Annotated in this window: 18 protein-coding genes; 13 read left to right on the forward strand and 5 right to left on the reverse strand. The window is 37.8% G+C overall.

Annotated elements, in window-relative coordinates:
• Positions 1-39: 39 nt before the first annotated feature.
• From pyk to EUI_RS0108575, 9 genes are all read left to right on the forward strand, one after another.
• Positions 40-1,461 carry a pyruvate kinase gene (gene pyk, locus EUI_RS0108535; protein WP_010687762.1) on the forward strand — a complete coding sequence of 474 codons (1,422 nt, stop codon included), beginning with the start codon at positions 40-42 and terminating at the stop codon, positions 1,459-1,461.
• Positions 1,462-1,662: 201 nt separating this feature from the next.
• Positions 1,663-2,859: an ammonium transporter gene (locus EUI_RS0108540; protein WP_010687763.1), complete on the forward strand. Its 1,197-nt coding sequence runs from the start codon at positions 1,663-1,665 to the stop codon at positions 2,857-2,859.
• A gap of 61 nt (positions 2,860-2,920) precedes the next feature.
• Positions 2,921-3,931 carry a PhoH family protein gene (locus EUI_RS0108545; RefSeq protein WP_010687764.1) on the forward strand — a complete coding sequence of 337 codons (1,011 nt, stop codon included), beginning with the start codon at positions 2,921-2,923 and terminating at the stop codon, positions 3,929-3,931.
• Complete coding sequence (gene ybeY, locus EUI_RS0108550) at positions 3,912-4,394, forward strand: rRNA maturation RNase YbeY (protein WP_010687765.1); 483 nt, start codon at positions 3,912-3,914, stop codon at positions 4,392-4,394. Before EUI_RS0108545 ends, ybeY begins: the two co-directional genes overlap by 20 nt.
• A complete protein-coding gene (locus EUI_RS0108555; protein WP_029508547.1) occupies positions 4,378-4,851 on the forward strand; it encodes a diacylglycerol kinase family protein in 474 nt (157 codons plus the stop codon). Before ybeY ends, EUI_RS0108555 begins: the two co-directional genes overlap by 17 nt.
• 111 nt (positions 4,852-4,962) lie before the next feature.
• A complete protein-coding gene (era, locus tag EUI_RS0108560; protein ID WP_010687767.1) occupies positions 4,963-5,874 on the forward strand; it encodes a GTPase Era in 912 nt (303 codons plus the stop codon).
• A gap of 49 nt (positions 5,875-5,923) precedes the next feature.
• The gene (gene recO / locus EUI_RS0108565) at positions 5,924-6,715 is read left to right on the forward strand and encodes a DNA repair protein RecO (RefSeq protein WP_010687768.1); all 792 of its coding nucleotides are present in this window, start codon (positions 5,924-5,926) and stop codon (positions 6,713-6,715) included.
• Positions 6,712-7,680, forward strand: coding sequence for an asparaginase (locus EUI_RS0108570; protein ID WP_010687769.1), 969 nt, complete (start codon positions 6,712-6,714; stop codon positions 7,678-7,680). Before recO ends, EUI_RS0108570 begins: the two co-directional genes overlap by 4 nt.
• Complete coding sequence (locus tag EUI_RS0108575) at positions 7,677-8,237, forward strand: histidine phosphatase family protein (protein WP_010687770.1); 561 nt, start codon at positions 7,677-7,679, stop codon at positions 8,235-8,237. Before EUI_RS0108570 ends, EUI_RS0108575 begins: the two co-directional genes overlap by 4 nt.
• A 123-nt stretch (positions 8,238-8,360) precedes the next feature.
• Here EUI_RS0108575 and EUI_RS0108580 read toward each other — a convergent pair whose 3' ends face one another.
• From EUI_RS0108580 to EUI_RS0108590, 3 genes are read right to left on the reverse strand one after another with little or no spacing between them, the layout of a single operon-like run.
• Positions 8,361-9,719 (reverse strand): aspartate kinase, encoded by a 1,359-nt coding sequence (locus EUI_RS0108580; RefSeq protein ID WP_010687771.1) that lies wholly within the window; start codon positions 9,717-9,719, stop codon positions 8,361-8,363.
• A gap of 1 nt (position 9,720) precedes the next feature.
• Complete coding sequence (gene thrB / locus EUI_RS0108585; protein ID WP_010687772.1) at positions 9,721-10,602, reverse strand: homoserine kinase; 882 nt, start codon at positions 10,600-10,602, stop codon at positions 9,721-9,723.
• The gene (locus tag EUI_RS0108590; RefSeq protein WP_010687773.1) at positions 10,599-11,885 is read right to left on the reverse strand and encodes a homoserine dehydrogenase; all 1,287 of its coding nucleotides are present in this window, start codon (positions 11,883-11,885) and stop codon (positions 10,599-10,601) included. Before EUI_RS0108590 ends, thrB begins: the two co-directional genes overlap by 4 nt.
• Positions 11,886-11,990: 105 nt before the next feature.
• Here EUI_RS0108590 and thrC point away from each other — a divergent pair, with 105 nt between their 5' ends.
• The 4 genes from thrC to EUI_RS0108610 all read left to right on the forward strand — a co-directional run bounded on the left by thrC (position 11,991) and on the right by EUI_RS0108610 (position 16,044).
• Positions 11,991-13,451, forward strand: a complete 1,461-nt coding sequence (gene thrC, locus EUI_RS0108595; RefSeq protein WP_010687774.1) for a threonine synthase — start codon at positions 11,991-11,993, stop codon at positions 13,449-13,451.
• A gap of 113 nt (positions 13,452-13,564) precedes the next feature.
• Positions 13,565-14,797: a serine hydroxymethyltransferase gene (gene glyA / locus EUI_RS0108600; RefSeq protein WP_010687775.1), complete on the forward strand. Its 1,233-nt coding sequence runs from the start codon at positions 13,565-13,567 to the stop codon at positions 14,795-14,797.
• 4 nt (positions 14,798-14,801) lie between these two features.
• Complete coding sequence (locus EUI_RS0108605; RefSeq protein ID WP_029508550.1) at positions 14,802-15,341, forward strand: 5-formyltetrahydrofolate cyclo-ligase; 540 nt, start codon at positions 14,802-14,804, stop codon at positions 15,339-15,341.
• A 190-nt stretch (positions 15,342-15,531) separates the two neighbouring features.
• Positions 15,532-16,044, forward strand: a complete 513-nt coding sequence (locus tag EUI_RS0108610; protein ID WP_010687777.1) for a DoxX family membrane protein — start codon at positions 15,532-15,534, stop codon at positions 16,042-16,044.
• A gap of 60 nt (positions 16,045-16,104) precedes the next feature.
• On the opposite strand, the gene EUI_RS0108615 is transcribed toward EUI_RS0108610, so the two are convergent.
• Together EUI_RS0108615 and EUI_RS0108620 are read right to left on the reverse strand one after the other, a co-directional pair.
• Positions 16,105-16,404, reverse strand: coding sequence for a hypothetical protein (locus tag EUI_RS0108615; RefSeq protein ID WP_010687778.1), 300 nt, complete (start codon positions 16,402-16,404; stop codon positions 16,105-16,107).
• The gene (locus EUI_RS0108620) at positions 16,404-17,306 is read right to left on the reverse strand and encodes an N-acetylmuramoyl-L-alanine amidase (protein WP_010687779.1); all 903 of its coding nucleotides are present in this window, start codon (positions 17,304-17,306) and stop codon (positions 16,404-16,406) included. Before EUI_RS0108620 ends, EUI_RS0108615 begins: the two co-directional genes overlap by 1 nt.
• Positions 17,307-17,406 lie beyond the last annotated feature (100 nt).

Raw genomic sequence — 17,406 nt, forward strand, 5'->3', positions numbered from 1 at the left:
CACAAGCAACAACCAAGATAACTAAGGAGCTATTTAACCATGAAAAAGACGAAAATCGTCTCAACACTTGGTCCGTCATCATCTGATGTCGAAACAATCGTAAAGTTAATCCAAGCGGGTGCCAATGTATTCCGTTTTAACTTCTCACACGGCGATCATGAAGAACATTTGGGTCGTATGAATGCAGTTCATGAAGCTGAAAAAATCACTGGTATAACAGTTGGTATTTTGTTGGATACAAAGGGTGCAGAAATCCGTACAACAAAACAAGCTGCTGGTAAAATTGAATTCCATACAGGCGATACATTACGTATTGCAATGGATGAAAATCTTGAAGGCACAAAGGACAAAATTGCGGTTACTTATGCCGGCTTATTTGATGATGTTAATGTTGGCGGGCAAGTTTTGTTCGATGACGGCTTGCTTGGTACAACAGTTCTTGAAAAAGACATGGCTAATCGCGAGCTTGTTGTTCGTATAGATAACGATGGTATTTTAGGTTCACGTAAGGGTGTTAACGCACCTGGTGTTGCAATTAATTTACCTGGTATCACTGAAAAAGATGCTGACGATATTCGTTTTGGTTTGGATCATGAGATTAACTATATCGCTGCTTCATTTGTTCGTAAGCCTGAGGATGTACTTGAAATTCGTGCATTATTGAAGGAAAAGAACATGGAACATGTACAAATTATTCCTAAGATTGAATCTCAAGAAGGTATCGATAATCTTGATGCTATTCTGGAAGTTTCGGATGCATTGATGGTACCACGTGGTGACATGGGTGTTGAAATTCCTGCGGAAAATGTGCCTTTGGTTCAAAAAGACATGATTCGTAAGATGAATAAATTTGGTTTGCCTGTTATTACAGCAACACAAATGCTTGATTCAATGGAAGAAAATCCACGTCCTACACGTGCTGAAGCTTCCGATGTTGCTAACGCTGTATTTGATGGCACAGATGCAACAATGCTATCTGGTGAATCAGCTAATGGTGATTACCCAGTTGAATCTGTTGCTACAATGGCTGCAATTAACGAAAAAGCTGAAACTTCATTACGTGAAAATGGTCGTCACCAAGAAATTTTGTTTGACGAATCTAGTGCAACAGAGTCTGTAGCATCTGCTGTGACTCGTATTTCACGCAGCGTTAATGCTAAAGCTGTTGTTGTATCAACAAACTCAGGTTACACAGCACGCATGGTTTCAAAGCACCGTCCTGATGTCAATGTGTTGGCAGTGACGTATTCAGAACGTGTACAACGTGGTTTGACTTTGAACTATGGTGTTGTACCTGTTGTTTACGAGGCACCATCAACAATTGATGAAATGATTGCCTTGGCAAAGACAGCGGTTAAAGAACAAGGCTTGGCTAACTCAGGTGATACAATTGTTATCGCAGCTGGCGTACCAATGTCACAGTCTGGTACAACAAACATGATTACTGTTCAAACAGTATAAATCACATATATAATAAATATTGTATAGGCCTAATTTAGCATATATGGGTTTAATAAATCAAAAAAGCGATAGTTTCAGCTGAAACTATTGCTTTTTATATTAATCTAAAAAATAGTAGATGTTATAAAACCTGTCATAATCAAACCGTTATAATTGGTCTACCTGTTATGATTATAACAACGATAGATAGAGGAGTTTTTTATGAATACAGGTGATTTGGCTTGGGTTTTAATATCTTCAGCATTGGTGTGGTTAATGACACCAGGATTAGCCCTTTTTTATGGCGGTTTAGGTGAAAAACGTAATCTACTCCACACAATGTTTGTACCAATTCTAATAATTGGTATTGCCACATTAGTCTGGTTTGTTGTGGGATATTCGTTGGCTTTTGGGGGATCGGGTAATGTGATAGGTAATTTTAACCACATGTTTATGACTAACGTATCATTTACAAAGTCAACTAAAAATTTAACAATTCCAGATGGGGCTTTTGCTTTATTTCAAGGCATGTTCCCGATTATCACAGCAGCAATTATCACTGGATCTGTTATTGGTCGTGTGCGTATTAAAGCGATGATTGTATTCATTACATTGTGGTTGATTTTTATTTATTCACCTTTGGCACATATGGTCTGGGGTGGTGGCTTGTTAGCACAATTAGGTGCGATTGATTTTGCTGGTGGCACAGTAGTTCATATTTCAAGTGGTGTAACTGGCTTAGTGCTAGCGCTAATGATTGGTCATCGTCATCATGACAAACATATTCCTGTTAGACCATCATATGTTTTAATTGGTGGTGCGTTACTTTGGGTTGGCTGGTTTGGATTTAACTCAGGATCAGCTTTGGCTGCCAATGGTACAGCTGTATTGGCTTTAGTTAATACGTGGCTTGCTTCTGCGGTAAGTGTTTTAACTTGGGGTATAGCCGAGTATAAACGACATGGTCGCGCAACCTTGGCTGGTATTACAAGTGGTGGCGTGGCAGGATTAGTAGCCATCACACCTGCTGCAGGATTTGTTGCACCCTGGGCTGCAGTAATTATGGGATTAGTAGCTGGATTTATTGGTTTTGCTGGCATTACGTTTGTAAAAAATAGTTTTGGTTATGATGATACATTAGATGCTTTTGGTATTCATGGCATTGGTGGTGCAGTGGGCGCAATTTTGACTGCCGTGTTTGCTGATAAAAGTATTGGCGGTGTGGCCGGCGTTATCAATGGTGACGTATCATTGCTTTGGAAACAACTTGTCGCAATTTTGTTTACCATAGCTTTTGCAGCAATTGGGACATTCATTTTGGCAAAAATTACTGAATTTATTGCGGCACCTCTTCGGTTGACAGCATCTGAAGAGGCACAAGGGTATGATAATATTCTTCATGATTTAACACTTGAATGATGGGCATTAGCCCTTTTTTTGTGTTAAAATTAAAAGAAAACATATAAAGGGGATCTGTCATTTGTCAATACAAATACAGCAAATTTTTACATTTGAAAATGCAGAACAACAAGCAAAATTAATTGGTGTTAATGATAATTTTCTGCGTCTAATAGAAGAAGGTTTGGCAGTCAAGTTACATGCACGTGGCGATCAAATGACTATTAACGGTGATGAAGATAAAGTAGCGCTAGCTAATGCTGTAGTGCATGAATTAACTAGTTTAATCAAACATCAAATTAATATTTCACCAACTGATGTTGTTAGCGCAGTCACAATGGCACAGCGTGGGACATTGGACTATTTTAGTGATTTGTACTCTGAAACATTGATCAAAGACAACAAAGGACGTGCAGTACGCGTTAAAAATTTTGGACAACGACAATATGTACAGGCTATACGAAAGAGTGATATCACATTTGGTATTGGTCCTGCAGGAACAGGAAAAACCTATCTAGCAGTTGTGATGGCAATTGCCTCGCTCAAACGCGGCGACGTGGAACGTATTATTATTACACGTCCTGCCGTTGAAGCCGGTGAATCACTCGGGTTTTTACCTGGCGATTTGAAAGAAAAAGTTGATCCATATTTACGTCCAATTTATGATGCCATGAATGGCATCATTGGCGCAGAACATACACAGCGTTTAATGGATCGTGGTGTGATAGAAATTGCACCTTTAGCTTATATGCGTGGTCGTACATTAGATGATGCCTTTATTATTTTGGATGAGGCACAAAATACAACAAACCAACAAATGAAAATGTTTTTAACGCGTCTAGGGTTTGGTTCAAAAATGATTGTCAACGGTGACATTTCTCAAATAGACTTACCACGTGGTGCACAGTCTGGATTAATTTCAGCACAACACATTTTAAAAGATGTTAACCGTATCATGTTTATCAATTTTAGTAGTGCTGATGTTGTACGTCATCCAGTGGTTGGTTTGATAGTTAATGCGTATGAAGCAGCAGAAACCAAATTGGCAGCGTTAAAAAAGGAGCAAAATGCTAATGGATTTAGCAATAATTGATCAGACAAAAAATAGTGTGACACAATACCACAAAGATTTAGTTTATATGATTTTAAATTTTGCTGGAACGGCTTTAGAGTTACCAGATAACACAGAAATGTCAGTAACATTTGTTAATAGTGATGAAATTCAACGTTATAATCGCGAGTACCGTGGCGTAGATAAACCAACAGACGTTATTAGCTTCGCGTTAGAAGAAGGGGATGACACATTTGATTTATCCCCTGAAGGTGATTGGGCAGATGATATCGCTAAAAATATTGGCGATATTTTAGTGTCAGTTGACATTATTGCCACACAAGCTGACTATTTAGGTCATAGTTATGAACGTGAACTTGGGTTTTTGGTCGTTCACGGTTTCTTGCATTTAAATGGTTATGATCATATGCTAGGTGATGCTGAAGAAAAAGAAATGTTTGATTTACAACGAAAGATTTTGGATGATTATGGCCTCAAGAGATAACGAGCGAACAGAACTAGAGGGTTTACCAGAACATGAAAAGCGACAAACAGTGCGTAATGGTAGTTTTTTTAAAGCGATGCGTAACTCACTGAATGGTATTTGGATGATTTTAGTCCGTGAACGAAACATGCGAATTCATGTCGTTCTAGCTTTTCTGATTTTAGTTGCAGGTCTACACTACGGTTTATACCGTGCAGACTGGTTATGGGTTACAATGGCTATTTTTATTGTAATTTTTAGTGAATTTTTAAACACAATTATTGAAGCTGTGGTAGACTTAGTTGTTGAGAAAAAATATCATCCCCTTGCTAAACTTGCCAAAGATGTTGCAGCTGGTGCAGTACTAGTAGCTGTAGGGGTTGAAATCATTATTTTGTTGCTGATTTTTCAACCATATGTATGGCGTCAATTTGGTATTGTAACTAATTTTTCGGATTTATTACACCGGTTTCAGTAATAAATCATGGTATGAATGTGGAATGATATATCTATAATATTAGAATATAACGTTGGGCAATGTGCTCAAGTATATAACAGGAGAAAGTCGACCTAGGCGTCGCATTTATTTATGACAGAAATACCGTTTAAATCAGGATTTGTCACCATTATTGGTCGACCAAACGTTGGAAAATCAACGTTACTTAATTGCATTGTTGGCGAAAAAATTGCCATAATGTCAGATAAAGCACAGACAACACGTAATAAAATACAGGGTATTTATACGACAGATTCGGCACAGGTTGTATTTATCGATACACCGGGCATACATAAACCACAAAACTCATTAGGTGATTTTATGGTCAAATCAGCTTTCTCTGCTCTACACGGTGCAGATGCGATTTGGTTTGTTGTGGACGCTTCAATGCCACGTGGCCGTGGTGATGATTTTATCATTAACCGGTTAAAGGAAATTAAAAACACAGCAATTTATTTATTAATTAATAAAGTAGATTTACTAGCACCTAAAGACCTATTAAATATTATTGCAAGTTATCAAGAAGATGCGCCAGAGTGGGCAGAAGTGTTTCCAATTTCAGCACGTGAAGGTGATAATGTATCCGAGTTACTAGACAATGTTGTTGCTGGCCTTGACGAAGGACCACAATATTTTGATGCCGATCAACTAACAGATCATCCTGAACGTTTTGTCATTGGCGAGCTGATTCGGGAAAAAGTATTACAATTAACAAGACAAGAAGTACCCCATTCAGTTGCTGTTGTTATTGATAAAATTTCACGTGAAAGCGAAGAAAAAATCCATATTCAAGCCTCTATTGTTGTTGAACGGCCAACACAAAAAAATATTATTATCGGTAAACAAGGGGCAATGATTAAAGAAATTGGGACACGAGCACGTAAAGATATTGAACGTTTGATGGGGGATAAAGTATTTCTTGAGACATGGGTTAAGGTAGAGCCTCGTTGGCGTGAGCGGCCGCAAGCATTACAAACATTGGGATATAGTGAAGATGACTATTAACAGTAATTAATCAAAAGTAGTATTTTTTGTGCATTCATGAAGGTGATCGATGTCAATAATCAAAGGTATTGTGTTGTACACAAGACAATATAAAGATAATGATTTGTTAGTTCGTATGCTCACAGAAACACGTGGGTTGCGAACTTTTTTGGCGCGTGGTGCAAAAAAGCAAAAATCTCATTTAAGTGCAGCTATGCAGCCGTATACGGTAGTTATATTTGAAGGTGCTTTTTCAAAAAAAACTGCCGGTTTAGGTTATATTAACGATATTCAGCAGGCTACCTATCATAGACGACTTGTTGATGATATTGAAGCAAATGCCTATGCTGCTTTGATTGCTAGTCTTATCGACGAAACATTTGAAGAAGGTGAAGTCATTACCCGATGGTATAATCAATTACTATTGGCGCTTTTAAAACTTGACGAAGGATTAGATCCACAAATTATTGCTAATATTTTTGAAATTCAATTATTAGTGCCCTTAGGCGTGGCACCAAACTGGCGAGCTGATCCAATTAGTGGGCAAACGACAGGACGTTTTGATTATTCTGAAAAATACAATGGTATTATTTCGGAAAGCCATTATGGACTAGATGAACATCGTTTAATGATAGATCAAAAAACAATGTTTTATTTGAGACAATTTAGTGTCATAGATTTGAGACAAATTCATCAAATTAAAATTTCGACGACTACAAAACGTGGCTTACAACGTGTCATTGACTATATTTATGATAATCAATTGGGTTTAAAACCTCGTGCTAAAAAATTTATTGAACAAATGCATGCGTGGCAAAGCACACTGAAAAATTTCAGACAAAAAAAAGAAGGTACATCATGACCATAAAAAAAATTTTGGTGCTTCATACGGGCGGCACAATTTCAATGCATGAAGATCAAGACGGTGATGTTGAAACTGGATTGAATAATCCCTTGATTGATGTCAAAATGGCAATACCAAATGTTGATTTAACAGTTGAAAGTATTTTTAACTTACCAAGTGAGCACATTGGCCCGGAGCATATGCTGCAGCTTCAACGTCGTATTTTGGCAGCAGAGAATGAATTCGATGGGGTCGTTATTACGCATGGTACTGACACCCTAGAAGAAACGTCCTTTTTTTTGGATAGTACGTTGTCCGTAGATTTTCCAATTGTTATGACAGGGGCGATGCGCTCTTCAAATGAATTAGGATCCGATGGCTTATATAACTACCATTCTGCTTTACGTGTTGCATCTCATGAAAATTCGCGCAATCGTGGTGTTTTAGTGGTTATGAATGATGAAATACATGCAGCGCGTTTTGTGACAAAGACTCATACAACTAATGTTGCAACGTTTGGTTCGCCAATCAGTGGCACAATGGGGCTCTTAACAAAACGTCAAATTATCTTTTTTTATGATTTACCAAAACGTCGGGTATTACCGGTGGCTCATGTACAAAAAAGCATTCCAGTTTTGAAGGCTTACGCAGGAATGGATGGGCAATTATTAGAATTATTGGCAGCGGCAAATATTGATGGTATAGTTATTGAAGCACTAGGTGCTGGTAATTTATCTAAAGAAGCAGCAACTGGTGTGCATTACCTTTTATCACGAAATATTCCTGTTGTTATTGTATCAAGAAGTTTTAATGGCGTTGCTGAGCCAGTATATGATTATTTGGGTGGCGGTGTGCAATTAGAAAGAGATGGTGTTATTTTTGCCACTAGTATTAATGGTCAAAAAGCACGTTTAAAATTATTAATTGGCCTAGATAATCAACTCAATAATCATGATTTGCATGATTATTTGCATCAATTATGAAAATGATAACAAACGTTTATTTTATCCGACATAGTATTCGGAATACGGCTATCCAAAACGATATGTTAGCACCGTTGACAAATGAGGGCCGTTTGTTGGCGGATGGTTTGACCGCTTTGTTTAAAGAATTACAGATAACCGCTATCTATTCATCACCATATAGTCGTACGCTTCAAACAATTCAACCAACAGCCTCATTACTTAAATTACCTATTATAAAAATTGATGATTTTCGTGAACGTCGCACTGTACCTTGTCAAAATTGGGAAGATCATTTAAAGTTCTTATGGACTGACTTTAACTTATCGTGGCCTGGGGAAGAAAGCTTAATGTCAGTTTCTAATCGTGTTGTAGCTGCATTCAATACGATTTTATCTTCAGAAACTGGTGATTTTATTATTTCGAGTCATGGCACAGCATTGTCTGTGCTATTCTATGCTTTAACTGACGGCCAGTTCACTTTTGAAGATTGGGAAAAAATGGCTATGCCTGAAGTGTATGTTGCACAATTTGAGTCACAAAGACTGCTATCTTTCAAAAAAATGTCAGTTAATTAAAAAAGCGTCTGGATTATCGTATGATTTTGGTGAAATTTATAAGTGATTCAGTATGTTTGACAGCCTGAAAAAGAAACCTTACTAGAGTATCTAGTAAGGTTTCTTTTTCAAATATACGATTTTTTAGGCTTTGAAGATATTGTCATAAATGGCTTTTACAGCACGATCAGCTAAATCAGGTTGAATGCCAAGCATAATTGAAATTTCACTAGCACCTTGATTGACCATCTGTAAACTTATACCATGTTCTTTCAAAGGGGTAACAATTTCCGTTAACGCACCAATACGATTGCGCATGCCTTCACCAACAATCATGATAATGCCATAGCTAGGGATCCATTTTAGTGTATCTGGTTTAATATCAGAAGCTATGTCTGCTAACATGTTGTCAACTTGCTCTTGTGATAGGCTTGTTTTATCAAAAATAATTGTTAAGTCATCGATTCCTGAAGGCATATGTTCATAGGAAATATTATGACGTTTTAATATTTCTAAAATTCGTAAGGTAAAACCCACTTCTTTGTTTAGAAGGTAGCGGTGTAAATATAAAGCCGCAAAACGATTTGAATTTGCAATACCTGTCACAGGCCGTGTTTGCTGTACTTCGGTGGGTGGTACAATAAATGTGCCAGGTGCATCTGGTTCATTAGTATTTTTGATATTGATTCGAATACCACCTTGAATGGCTGGAATAATGGCTTCATCATGGAAAACAGCAAAACCAGCATAAGACAGTTCGCGCATTTCATCATAAGTCATTTGCTCAATGGCTGCTGGTTGATTGATAATTGTTGGGTTAACAGCATAGATAGCACTCACATCTGTAAAGTTTTCATACAAATCGGCACTTAAGCCACGAGCCATAATGGCGCCAGTGATGTCGGAACCGCCTCGTGAAAAGGTAGCCATGTCACCATTTTTCGTATAACCAAAAAAGCCAGGTATAATGAGACGTTCACTTGTATTTAAGTCAAGTTTAGCAATTGATGTATATGATTTCACATCGAATGTTGCAGAACGTGCATTATCATCTACTTGTAACCCAATTTCTTGTGGGTCAATAAAGCGGGCGGGAATGCCGAGATGACTAAAAACTTTAGCGATAAGTTGTGCATTTAAATACTCACCATGTGCTGCGAAAGCAGCATAAAGATAATCGAACGAACGGTAATGTTTTGTTGAAAGATGATCAATTTGTTCATCGATATCTGCTAGTTCATACGCCGGTAGTTTGAAATGATCACCAATGGCATGATAACGATTTTTAATTGTTTCGATAATTTCTGTTGCATCTGTATCTTCAACGGTTGCTTTTGCATACGAGAGTAGCAAGTCAGTTACTTTTGTATCGTCTTTAAAACGTTTTCCTGGCGCGGATACAACAATAACTTTGCGATTTTCATCTGATTGGATGATATCAAAAACACGTTGTAATTGACGCCCATCAGCTAGGGAAGAACCGCCAAATTTTGAGACTTTCATGCTAGTTTTCTTCTTTCATGATTGTTAGACCCATAAGATCTTGTTTGAGAATTTTGACTTGACCTGGTAGATGCGCCGCCAACAATGCCGATAATAAAATATCGGTTTGGTCTTTAGCGACAATTGTCATGACTGTTGGTCCAGCACCAGATAAATAAGTACCAACAATGTTTAATTTGTGAGCAATTTGACGAATGACTGCTAAATGAGGAACCAGCGTGGCACGGGCATTTTCGTGAAAATGATCTTGTTCAATCAATTCGCCAGCGATTGCAAAATCATTGGCGTTTAAAGCAGCGACTAGTGTATTACTAATAGCGCTTGCTGCCACACTCTCATGAAATGATAAACTGTCAGGTAGCGCTGATCGTGCTGCAGATGTTAGCAACTTATAATTAGGAATAAATGTCACAAAGTCAACATTTTTTGGCATTTTTAACGGTGCATGGAAAACACGTGAACCATCATAATACGCGGCAACACCACCGCCTAATAGTGCAGGTGCCACATTATCAGGATGACCTTCTAGCAATGATGCACTGTACAATAGTGCATCATTGGATAAATTCAAGTCAGACAAAATGTTGGCCATTGCTAATCCAGCTATTAGTGCAGATGACGATGATCCTAAACCTCGGGCTAGGGGAATATCAGATGTAACAATGATATGATGTGGTTTTATATTAGCAGATAAGGAAAGTGCTGTTTGTACAATAAAGTGTTTTTCATCATGTGGCATGGCATCTGAAAAATCATGATCAACAATCCAAGTGGGCGTTTCTTCGTGAATTTCTAATGTTAAGTAAAGTTGTAAGGCGACACCAAGTGAATCAAATCCGGGGCCGATATTTGCACTTGTTGCGGGTACTTTGATTGTTATCATGAGAATATTTTATACTCCGCGGCTAAGTTAATACCATCTGCATTACGCAGTGTGGTGCGAATGACGTTTAGTTGCGCATCGCTTGCCGGATGTGTTAGGGCAACTAGGCGAGCAGTACCATTGGCTGCAGGTGTTTGTTTCAAATCAGTGAAACTCATCTTGGCTGCAGCAAACATACCCGTAACAGAGTACATAGCACCAGGAGTATCATCGACCTCAACAACGATAAATCGGCGTGCAATACGTTGTGAAGGTTTAGCTAAATCAAGATCTTGGTTGAATGAATTAAAAGGATGTCCCGGTGTATTTAAAGCTAAATCTGTCGCAACATTTGTCAAGTCACTTAAAACAGAATTAGCTGTAGGCATTTCGCCAGCACCAGGGCCATACAGCATGACTTCACCAACAGATTCACCATTGACGAGTACCGCGTTATTTTCGTTATGAACAGTTGCAAGTGGATGCGTGAAAGGCACGAGCTGTGGGGAAACTTCGATGCTGATGGCTTCTTTTGCACTACCAACCACTTGCGCCACACCGAGTAATTTAATAACATAACCGAAAGTATTCGCATCAGCTATGTCAGCATCGGTGACATTAGAAATGCCGGTAATTGACAAATCACCTAAGACAGGTTGTACGCCAAAAGCAAAGTTTGACAAAATAATTAACTTGTACGCGGCATCAAATCCTTCAACATCATTTGTTGGATCTGATTCTGCAAAACCTTTATTTTGAGCTAATTTTAGTGCATCAGCATAGGACAAGTTATTACTTGCCATCTGAGTTAAAATAAAGTTACTTGTACCATTAATGATGCCTGCTACGCGCGAAATTTCATCGGCAGTGAAACTAGTCGATAGTGTACGTAGTATTGGTACACCACCTGCAACCGCAGCCTCGAAAAATAGATCAACACCGTTTATTTCAGCGATGGCTACTAGTTCTTGTCCACGACTTGCAATTAAATCTTTGTTTGCTGTCACAACATGCTTTTTGGCATTTAATGATCGTTTGATAATGTCATAGGCTTGATCTAATGTTCCCATGACTTCAACAACAATTTGAATATCTGGGTTGTCTAAAATGTCTGTTGCTTGATTTGTAATAGGGAAATTTTTAACAAAACCGGTACGTTCTTTTGTCAAATTATGAATGACGGCATGCTTGACAATTAATCGAGAGCCCGTGCGTTTTGTAATTTGTTCTGCGTTTTCTTGTAAAATTTTAACGACGCCACGGCCAACTGTTCCTAAGCCAAAAAGGCCAATTCCAATATCCATAATCCATCCCTTTATTTGTTATTCTTATAATTCTATCATTTTTATTCATAATTATGTAGTTATTTGTTATAATTTAATAAATCAGATAAAAGGAAGTTTCACATGATGAAATATGTTTCCACACGTGGGCAAGCACCGGCAGTAACAGCAAGTCAAGCTATTTTGAATGGTATTTCACCAGATGGCGGGTTATACGTACCGGAAAAATGGCCTGAAATACCACTCGACTGGTCGGTCTTAAAAACGCAAACTTATTCCGATTTGGCAACATTAATATTTGATGCCTTTTTTGATGACTTTAGTGTCTCTGAAATCGATTATATTGTTAAGAAAGCTTATGGCAAACAATGGAAAAAAGACAATGTGGTATCATTCCACGAAGAAAACGATTTAACATACGTTGAGTTATTTCATGGCCCAACGCTTGCATTTAAAGACGTTGCTTTACAGGCACTACCACATTTAATGACTACTGCTGCAAAAAAACAGGCTATGAGTGATAAAATTGTTATCCTCACTGCCACATCAGGGGACACAGGCACAGCTGCTATGAGTGGTTTTGGAGATGTTTCTCAAACAGAAATAATTGTTTTTTATCCAGAAGAAGGTGTCAGTGAGATTCAAAGGCAGCAAATGCAAACAGAGACAGCTGATAATGCCCATGTCATTGCAATTACTGGTAATTTTGATGACGCTCAAAAGGCAGTTAAGATTTTACTTGCTGATGAATCATTAGCAAAAGATTTAAAGGCGGAAGGTTTGCGATTTTCATCCGCAAATTCGATTAATATTGGACGTCTTGTGCCACAAATTGTTTATTATATATATGCCTATGCTCAGCTGATTAAAGACGAAAAAATTCAGGCTGGAGATGAAATTAATATTGTTGTGCCAACCGGTAACTTTGGCAATGTTTTGGCAGCCTACTATGCGAGTCAAATCGGATTACCAGTGAAACAGTTTATTGTCGCTTCAAACGAAAACAATGTGTTAACAGATTTCTTTACAACGGGTAAATATGATAGTAAACGTCAGTTCAGAGTGACAAACGCACCAGCAATGGATATCCTTGTATCTAGTAATTTAGAACGTTTATTATACTTTGCTAGCGGTCAAAATGGTGATGAAATTCAAGCATATATGACAGCATTACAGGCAAATGGGGAATATGTTGTCAAACCTGATACACGTGCCAACTTAAATAAATTTGTTGCTGCGTTTGCGACACAAGATCAAGTATCTAAAACAATTAACAAAATTGCTAACACGACAAACTATACAATTGATCCTCATACAGCCGTTGGTCGTTATGTCTATGAGCAAACTGGTGTGACAGGACCAACGTTAATTGCTGCAACAGCAAGCCCTTATAAGTTTTCAGAAACTGTACTACGGGCACTTAACATGGCGCCGGTGTCAGGACAAGCCGCACTTGCCCAATTGTCAAAAATAACAGAAACTGAAATTCCTGTTCAAATTGCAACATTATTTAATAAGCCAGTGCGACATAAACAGGTAATAGATTCAAAACAAATTTTAGCTACTCTCAGGCATGAAATTTTTTAAACACGAACTATTTTATTTTTTAAGTTTAATAATTCGGATTTATCCGGACTATTAAACTTAAAAATAACGTAAAATACGTTATAATTAGATTATTAATCGATTAGGAGAATAACATGTCATTTAAAGAACGAGATCCCGAGGTTTGGAGCGCAATTCAACAAGAAGGTGCGCGTCAAAATCGCACGATTGAATTAATTGCTTCAGAAAACTTTGCCTCAAAAGGTGTCCGTGCGGCGCAAGGTTCTGTTTTAACTAATAAGTACGCTGAAGGGTACCCGTATAAACGATACTATGGTGGAACAGAATATGTTGATGTCATTGAACAACTGGCTATTGATCGATTAAAAGAACTTTTTGGTGCAGAATATGCCAATGTGCAACCTCATTCAGGCTCACAGGCCAATGCTGCAGCTTATATGGCATTTTTGAAACCAGGTGACAAGATTTTAGGGATGAATTTAGATGCAGGTGGACACCTGACACATGGTGCCAAGGTGTCATTTTCAGGTAAGATATATGATTCTTATACCTATGGATTGAATTCTGAGACAGAACGACTAGATTATGAGGCCATTGCAAAACAGGCACGAGAAGTAAAGCCGCAATTAATTGTCGCTGGCGCCTCTGCTTATTCACGTATCATTGATTTTACAAAGTTCCGTGAAATTGCTGATGAAGTTGGTGCTTATTTGATGGTTGATATGGCACATATTGCTGGCCTTGTTGCTGCGGGATTGCATCCGAATCCAGTCGGTATTGCTGATGTGGTAACTTCAACGACACACAAAACTTTACGTGGACCCCGTGGCGGTGTTATCTTATCACAAGAACAATATGCTAAGAAACTTAATTCCGCAATTTTCCCAGGTTCACAAGGTGGCCCCTTGGAGCACGTGATAGCCGGTAAGGCCATTGCATTTGGTGAAGCCTTACAACCTGAATTTAAAGTATATGCTGAACAAGTCATTAAAAATGCACAAGCAATGGCTGATGTCTTTAATCGTACTGAAGACATTCGTGTTGTGGCTGGTGGGACAGATAATCATTTGTTTAACTTGGATTTGACAAAAACCGGTTTAAACGGTAAGCAAACACAAGAATTGTTAGATACTGTTTCGATTACCACAAACAAAGAAGCGTTACCAAATGAAACTTTGAGTCCATTTGTAACATCTGGTATTCGAATTGGCACACCTGCGATGACAACACGGGGCTTTAACGAGGCTGATGCGCGACAAGTTGCCGAGTTAATTGTAACAGCTATTCATAACTATGATGATCCAAAAGTACTAAAAGAAGTTAAAAAAGATACTGAAATTTTAGCTATGACACATTTGTTTGAATAAAGGTATGTTAGATAAGAAAATAGTGCGCACTGTGCAAAAGCGGCATTTAGCTAATTACGTTGGATCTCAGCGCATGCAAGAAGAAATGGCATTACGAAAGTTATTATTTCGCAGCAATCAATGGCAAAAAGCCCAAATAATTGCTGTTTTTTTGAGTACCGCCACAGAAATCAATACACAACCAATTATTGCTCGTGCATGGTCAGAAAATAAACGAACGGTTGTACCTAAAATTATTAATAAGCAAATGGTATTTGTTGAAATAACGTCTGGTTCTAGCTTTCGTTTAGGCAAAATGAATATTAAAGAACCAATAGATAGTACTGTTTTCGATATTACTTTGATTGATTTAGCAATTGTTCCGGGTTTAGCGTTTACTACACATGGGGAGCGGTTAGGTTTTGGCGCTGGCTATTATGATCGCTTTCTATCACTATTTAGTGGTGATACTGTATCATTGGTTCTGGATGTGCAACTTGTGACATCTCTACCAATAGAGAGACACGATCAAAAAGTTGATCATGTTTTGATTCAAAGTAAATAATAATATCCCTAACCCTAACCTCTGGGAAATATAGATACTTCGCAGTTTTCTGTCGAAGATAATAAAATATTGGTTATTTTAAAGTCGTGTTATTCAAATCAAATTGTTTGACTTTTCACAAGTCACTCTATATACTTACTATTTGTAATAGAAATTAAGATGAATATGCATAGTATAAGGAGAATAGATCATGATAACATGGCTTCGTAACTCACCAGTCGCAATGTGGATTTTAACAATTTTACGCGTGTATCTGGGCTATCAGTGGACCTTGGATGGTTGGGAAAAAATAACAACTAGCGGTGGATTTGATGCTTCTGGGCTAATTATAGGTGCGATCAAAAACCCTGTATTAACACCAGATAAGACGAAGGCATTTCCATGGTATGATTGGTTTTTGAATGTCACAACAAGCCATGGCAAAAATACGGCAATTTTTTCATTCCTTGTGTCTTGGGGCGAGTTATTGGTGGGATTAGGTTTGATTTTTGGCACGTTAACACTAGCTGCAGCCTTTTTTGGATTAGTCATGAATTTTTCTTATCTCGGCGCTGGTGTTGTGTCAGTTAATCCGACGTTTATAGTTATCGGTGCGCTTTTGTTGATTGGTGGCTATAACTCTGGAAAAATTGGTTTAGATCATTGGGTTACACCTTATTTACGTCAAAAATTTCCTTTTTTGAAAAATGATATTAAAGTATAACGACAAAAAACGACACGATCTTTTAAAAAGGATCGTGTCGTTTTTGTTGCTATATGATTTTTAATCAACTAATGGCAAAATATTAACAATAGAAATGCGATCACTATCATCATTTTTTAAACGTGAGATGATGTCATTGTAACGATGTTCTGATAATGGTTCTTTTTTGTCAAAAGTTAGAATTTTATTATCAATATGATTACTCGTACTTGGATATTCTTCAATACGATAGATAATTAATAGTTTTTTATAGGCAAAGGGTTGAACAATCATACCGTCTAAATGTTCTTCTACTTGCTCTGTTGTTTGATTGGCAATGTTGTCTTCAAACGCTTGTTTTGTTTTTTTAAATAAAGCCATTATTTTATCTCCGTATTTTGTTTAAAGTAAGTAGTTAATCCGTGGGTGACTAAAGTCGCAATTTGTTGTTGATATTTTTCTGTACGAATTTTTTTAAAATTTTCTGGGTTATTGATGTAGCCCAGTTCGAGTAGTACGGCGGGCCGAGTAACATGGTCTAATACAAGGTACTGCGTTCTATCAATACCACGATTGTTAATGGGTAAGCCATCGAGCGCATTTTTAAGCGCAGTAACCAATGCGTAACTATTTTGATGATAATAGAATTGAGAAACGCCACTTGCTGTTGTTGCACTATCCTCATTGCCATCGTGATCAAAGTGAATTGAAATTTGGGCATCTGCTTGATAGTGTTCGGCTAGACGTGGAATATGGAGTAATGGGACAAGAACGTCTTTATCACGTGTCATAAACACACGGGCACCAGTTTTTTGTAGTGCTGAGCGCATTTGTCGCGCTGTACGTAATGTATACGTCTTTTCAAAAAATTTACCGTTAACGGATGCTGAACCATTATCGCCGGATAAACCGTCGTATTTTTTGTCTGGATTACCACCATGACCCGGATCTAAAACAATTGTAGCCTCACTAATCGGTGTGGCTGTGCGCAATGTTTTTGATTCAGCAACCCAGCCAGCGACCCAGCCAACTTTCTCATTGTCGGTACGTCGAACTTTGTACCAACCGCGTGTCTTTTTTAAAATGATGAGGTCTGTACCACTTTTCAAAGATGCTGTAGATGTATATGTTCGGCCAGGTCCAGTACGAAATTGTACGTTATTGGGTTGTGTTGTTGTTTTATCTTTATTAACAAGAGAGAGAATCAGACCAAATGTTGTTATTAATACAAGGGCAGTTATTACAATGCCAATTAAATTACTTAAGAGCCATTTTTTAATCATTTTATACCTACGTGAGTCAATTTATATGTATCAATATTGTAACACATATCAACGTGTCCTTTACTTTCAAAAAATGTTACAATAATTCTATGACATATCA

It is taken from the genome of Leuconostoc gelidum subsp. gelidum KCTC 3527, from assembly GCF_000166715.1.
Taxonomy (GTDB): domain Bacteria; phylum Bacillota; class Bacilli; order Lactobacillales; family Lactobacillaceae; genus Leuconostoc; species Leuconostoc gelidum.

What these genes read in the sequence shown, in the direction of transcription:
- pyk (WP_010687762.1), top strand. Translation starts at nt 40, where the DNA reads ATGAAAAAGACGAAAATCGTCTCAACACTTGGTCCGTCATCATCTGAT.
- EUI_RS0108540 (WP_010687763.1), top strand. Translation starts at nt 1,663, where the DNA reads ATGAATACAGGTGATTTGGCTTGGGTTTTAATATCTTCAGCATTGGTG.
- ybeY (WP_010687765.1), top strand. Translation starts at nt 3,912, where the DNA reads ATGGATTTAGCAATAATTGATCAGACAAAAAATAGTGTGACACAATAC.
- EUI_RS0108555 (WP_029508547.1), top strand. Translation starts at nt 4,378, where the DNA reads ATGGCCTCAAGAGATAACGAGCGAACAGAACTAGAGGGTTTACCAGAA.
- era (WP_010687767.1), top strand. Translation starts at nt 4,963, where the DNA reads ATGACAGAAATACCGTTTAAATCAGGATTTGTCACCATTATTGGTCGA.
- recO (WP_010687768.1), top strand. Translation starts at nt 5,924, where the DNA reads ATGTCAATAATCAAAGGTATTGTGTTGTACACAAGACAATATAAAGAT.
- EUI_RS0108570 (WP_010687769.1), top strand. Translation starts at nt 6,712, where the DNA reads ATGACCATAAAAAAAATTTTGGTGCTTCATACGGGCGGCACAATTTCA.
- EUI_RS0108575 (WP_010687770.1), top strand. Translation starts at nt 7,677, where the DNA reads ATGAAAATGATAACAAACGTTTATTTTATCCGACATAGTATTCGGAAT.
- EUI_RS0108580 (WP_010687771.1), bottom strand. Translation starts at nt 9,719, where the DNA reads ATGAAAGTCTCAAAATTTGGCGGTTCTTCCCTAGCTGATGGGCGTCAA.
- thrB (WP_010687772.1), bottom strand. Translation starts at nt 10,602, where the DNA reads ATGATAACAATCAAAGTACCCGCAACAAGTGCAAATATCGGCCCCGGA.
- EUI_RS0108590 (WP_010687773.1), bottom strand. Translation starts at nt 11,885, where the DNA reads ATGGATATTGGAATTGGCCTTTTTGGCTTAGGAACAGTTGGCCGTGGC.
- thrC (WP_010687774.1), top strand. Translation starts at nt 11,991, where the DNA reads ATGAAATATGTTTCCACACGTGGGCAAGCACCGGCAGTAACAGCAAGT.
- glyA (WP_010687775.1), top strand. Translation starts at nt 13,565, where the DNA reads ATGTCATTTAAAGAACGAGATCCCGAGGTTTGGAGCGCAATTCAACAA.
- EUI_RS0108605 (WP_029508550.1), top strand. Translation starts at nt 14,802, where the DNA reads ATGTTAGATAAGAAAATAGTGCGCACTGTGCAAAAGCGGCATTTAGCT.
- EUI_RS0108610 (WP_010687777.1), top strand. Translation starts at nt 15,532, where the DNA reads ATGATAACATGGCTTCGTAACTCACCAGTCGCAATGTGGATTTTAACA.
- EUI_RS0108615 (WP_010687778.1), bottom strand. Translation starts at nt 16,404, where the DNA reads ATGGCTTTATTTAAAAAAACAAAACAAGCGTTTGAAGACAACATTGCC.
- EUI_RS0108620 (WP_010687779.1), bottom strand. Translation starts at nt 17,306, where the DNA reads ATGATTAAAAAATGGCTCTTAAGTAATTTAATTGGCATTGTAATAACT.